Source organism: Neorhizobium vignae, assembly GCF_000732195.1.
GTDB classification, from domain to species: domain Bacteria; phylum Pseudomonadota; class Alphaproteobacteria; order Rhizobiales; family Rhizobiaceae; genus Neorhizobium; species Neorhizobium vignae.
Window position 1 is genome coordinate 1 of sequence record NZ_JNNU01000048.1, and the last position, 831, is coordinate 831.

General features: G+C 52.3%; 1 rRNA gene. It reads right to left on the reverse strand.

What is annotated here, in order from left to right:
* Nucleotides 1–422, reverse strand: a 16S ribosomal RNA gene (locus tag GQ59_RS30200); the annotation flags it as partial.
* Nucleotides 423–831 lie beyond the last annotated feature (409 nt).

Sequence of the window (831 nt, forward strand, 5' to 3'; positions counted from 1 at the left end):
CATTATCATCCCGGGTAAAAGAGCTTTACAACCCTAAGGCCTTCATCACTCACGCGGCATTGCTGGATCAGGCTTTCGCCCATTGTCCAATATTCCCCACTGCTGCCTCCCGTAGGAGTTTGGGCCGTGTCTCAGTCCCAATGTGGCTGATCATCCTCTCAGACCAGCTATGGATCGTCGCCTTGGTAGGCCTTTACCCCACCAACTAGCTAATCCAACGCGGGCTCATCCATCCCCGATAAATCTTTCCCCCGAAGGGCGTATACGGTATTAGCTCCAGTTTCCCGGAGTTGTTCCGTAGGGATGGGTAGATTCCCACGCGTTACTCACCCGTCTGCCGCTCCCCTTGCGGGGCGCTCGACTTGCATGTGTTAAGCCTGCCGCCAGCGTTCGTTCTGAGCCAGGATCAAACTCTCAAGTTGAGAATCCAATCCGACTAATCACTCTTGTTCTGAATCGACGAGAACTCACTTTGATCAGGTCCGCATCACTGCGCACCCAACCAGGTGTTCTCTTGTTCAAAACGTGACCGTCATTTGTCTTCCATAGATCAAGGCCTAAACCCCGATCCGCGAAAACCGCCGACCACGTTTCTCTTTCTTCTCATCTTCAATTGTCAAATAACCGACGCTTCAAAACCCAAAGGGCCAAACCGTCAAAACTTCTCAAACAGCGTTACTTCCAGAGACCAAACCGAAACTCGGTCCCAACCAGCATGCGCCAATCAATCAGTGATTTCTTCAGAACGAAAGTCGTCGTCGCCAGCAGCGCCGCCGCCCTCGTTCAGTGAGCGGGTTATAGATCCCACCACACTTTGAAGTCAACAGGGAT